This is a genomic window from Micrococcus sp. LASM2_SD2 (genome assembly GCF_057364565.1).
This window is the reverse complement of record NZ_JBNFOB010000252.1, coordinates 1-3,178: the sequence shown is the minus strand read 5'-3', so window position 1 is coordinate 3,178 and position 3,178 is coordinate 1. Positions and strand designations below refer to the sequence as shown.

Annotated in this window: 2 protein-coding genes and 1 pseudogene; 1 reads left to right on the top strand and 2 read right to left on the bottom strand. The window is 73.9% G+C overall.

The window, feature by feature from the left end; translation table 11 throughout:
• Together AC2W7A_RS10905 and hisD are read right to left on the bottom strand one after the other, a co-directional pair.
• On the bottom strand, positions 1-359 hold a 359-nt coding region (locus AC2W7A_RS10905), incomplete at its 3' end, for an RNA-binding S4 domain-containing protein (protein WP_485991371.1).
• 3 nt (positions 360-362) lie between these two features.
• A pseudogene (gene hisD, locus AC2W7A_RS10900) lies at positions 363-1,675 on the bottom strand (histidinol dehydrogenase).
• A gap of 145 nt (positions 1,676-1,820) precedes the next feature.
• Here hisD and AC2W7A_RS10895 point away from each other — a divergent pair.
• Complete coding sequence (locus AC2W7A_RS10895) at positions 1,821-3,122, top strand: mechanosensitive ion channel family protein (RefSeq protein WP_485991370.1); 1,302 nt, start codon at positions 1,821-1,823, stop codon at positions 3,120-3,122.
• The last annotated feature ends 56 nt before the right edge of the window (positions 3,123-3,178 follow it).

Below are 3,178 nucleotides of genomic sequence, written 5' to 3'. Positions count from 1 at the left end.
CTCCGCCCCCGCAGCCGGTCCAGCTCGCGGCGCTCCTTCTTCGTGGGGCGGCCGGCGCCGCGCTCGCGCACGGGCACGGCGAGCAGCTCGCGGGGGATCGGCGGCGGCGAATGGTCGATGTACTGCCGCTGCGCCACCGGGGCGCCCACGCGCTTGGAGATCAGCCCGGTGACCTGCAGGATCCGCTCGCGGTGGTCCTTGCGCAGGCGCACCGTGTCCCCGACCGCCAGGGTGTGGGCGGCCTTTACGGGCGCACCGTTGACGCGGACGTGCCCGCCGCGCACGGCGGCGGTGGCGGCCGAGCGGGTCTTGTACATGCGGATCGCCCACAGCCAGGCGTCCAGGCGGACGGCGCTCATCGGTCAGCTCCGGCGGATCCGCATGGCGGCGCCGTGGCCCTCCAGGCCCTCGTCGTGGGCCAGGGCGCAGACGCCGTCGATCAGTGCGTCCAGCCCCTGCTCGTCGTACCGGATGAGCTGCTGCAGGCGCAGGAAGGTCACGGTGTTCAGGCCGGAGGAGAAGCGGGCGGTGCCGGAGGTCGGCAGCACGTGGTTGGAGCCAGCGGAGTAGTCGCCCAGCGGCACCGGGGCGTGCTGGCCCACGAAGATCGCCCCGGCGTTGGAGACGCGGCGGGCCAGCCGCTCCGCGTCCCGGGTGTGCACCTCCAGGTGCTCGGTGGCGTAGGCGTCCGCTACCTGCACGGCCTGCTCCATGTCCCGCACCAGCAGGACGCCGGACTGCGGTCCGGTCAGGGCGGTGCGGATCTGCTCGGCCAGCGGCAGCGCCGGTACCTGACGCTCCACCTCGGCCAGCACGTCCCGCACCAGCTCCTCCGAGTCCGTGATGAGCACGGAGGCGGCCAGCGGGTCGTGCTCGGACTGGCTGATCAGGTCCGCGGCCACCCAGGCGGCCTGCGCGGTGCCGTCCGCGATCACCGCGATCTCCGACGGCCCGGCCTCGGCGTCCACGCCGATCGTGCCCAGCAGGGCGCGCTTGGCCGCGGCCACGTAGACGTTGCCCGGCCCCGTGACCATGGCGACGGGCGCGCAGACCTGCGTGCCGTCGTCGTCCTTCACGCCCAGGGCGAGCATGGCCACAGCCTGGGCGCCGCCGGCGGCGTAGACCTCGTCCACGCCCAGCAGGGCGCAGGCGGCCAGCAGGTGGGGTGCGGCAGGCCGCCGTGCTCGCGCTGCGGCGGGGACGCCACGGCCAGCCCCGGCACGCCCGCGGCCTGGGCGGGTACCACGTTCATCACCACGGAGGACGGATAGACGGCGCGGCCGCCGGGCACGTAGAGGCCCACGCGGTCCACCGGCACCCAGCGGTTCTCCACGATCGCGCCCTCGCCCAGCTCCACCGCGGAGCCGTCCGGGACCTGCGCCGCATGGACGGTGCGGGCGCGGCGGATGGACTCCTCCAGGGCGGCGCGGACCTCCGGATCCAGCGTGTCCAACGCCTGCTCGATCGCCTCCGCTGGCACGCGCAGGGACGGGGCGCGGACGCCGTCGAAGCGCTCACCGAGGTCCAGCACGGCGGAGGCCCCGCCGGCGCGCACCTGCTCGATGATCGGCAGCACCGCGTCCACGGTGGAGGACACGTCCACCTCGGCGCGCGGCACCACGGAGTCCAGGCGGGTGTCCGCGGCGGCGCCGCGTAGGTCGGTGACGGAGAGCATGGGCGAATCCTCCAGACGGGTCGGTCTTGCCGCGGCGGGCCGTCCGGTGGGAGCCCTCGCTCCCGGGGCATGCCGGCCGCCGCTGTCCAGCCTCCATTCTGCGCTCTCCCGTGAACCGCCCGGGCCCAGGTGTCAGACTGGTGACATGCCTGCAGCAGCCCCGCCGATGCCGTTGTTCCTCTCCGGCCTGCTCTCCGCCCCGAAGCAGGACACCGTGCCCACCGAGGTCCAGCAGGGTGCGGATGCCACGGTCCGGGTGCTCGGCCTGGAGCTGGCCACGCTGATCGGCGTGGGGGCGGCGTTCGTGATCGGGTGGGTCCTGGTCTTCCTGGCGTCCCTCGTGGTCCGTGCCGTGCTGTTCAAGAAGCAGACCCTGGCCGACCGGCTGCGGCGCATGCGCAATCCGCTCGGCCTGGCCCTCGGTTTCGGCCTGTCCCGGGTGGCCCTGGTGACGATGGCCCAGCAGCCCGCCCGGGAGGCCGCGTGGTTCCCAATCGTCTCCTTCCTGCTCGTCGCCGCGCTCGTCGGCTGCCTGGCCTGGGCGGCCGTCCGGGCGGTGGACGTGGTGGAGGGTCAGGTCCTGGACCGCTACCGGGAGGTCGGCGTCAACGACCGCCGCGAGCGCAAGGTCCGCACCCAGACCGTGCTGATCCGCCGCATCCTGCACGCGGTGATCGTGGTGGTGGCCGTGGCGGTCATCCTGCTCACCATCCCTGCGGTGCGCTCGCTCGGCGCCGGCCTGCTGGCCTCGGCCGGCCTGATCTCGGTGATCGCGGCGCTGGCCGTGCAGTCCACGCTGACCAATGTGTTCGCCGGCGTGCAGCTGGCCTTCACGGACTCCATCCGCGTGGGGGACGTGGTCACCATGGACACCACCTTCGGCACGGTGGAGGACATCACCCTGTCCAACGTGGTCCTCAAGCTCTGGGACGGCCGCCGCATGGTCTACCCCTCCAGCCAGTTCACCACCCAGCCGTTCGAGAACTGGACCCGCGTGGGCTCTGCCGTCTCCGGCACCGTGGAGATGGACGTGGACTGGCGGGTGCCCATGGAGGACCTGCGCGAGCGCCTGAAGGAGCTGCTGGCCTCCACCGACCTCTGGGACGGCCGGGACGCGTCCATGCAGGTCACCGACGCGATCGGCGGCATGGTCCGCATCCGCGCCGTGGTCTCCGCCCGCACCTCCGGCGACCTCTGGGACCTGCGCTGCCTGGTCCGCGAGGACCTCGTGAACTTTATCCGCTACGACCACCCGGAGGCCATCCACGCCCAGCGCCTCGGCGTGCTCGAGGCGCCCTTCGCCGCGGAGGACCCGGCCGAGGGCGGGGGGATGACCGACGACGACGGCACCCGCCTCCGCCTCCGCCGTCCCCTCCGGAGCGGGGTCTGCTCCGGCACCGTCGGGTCCGGTACCGTCGGGTCCGGCGCCGTCCGGTGCCGCTGCTGAGGACGCCGCGGCGTCAGGCCGGGGCACGTCCCGCCGCGGGGGAGGAGGCGCCCGAG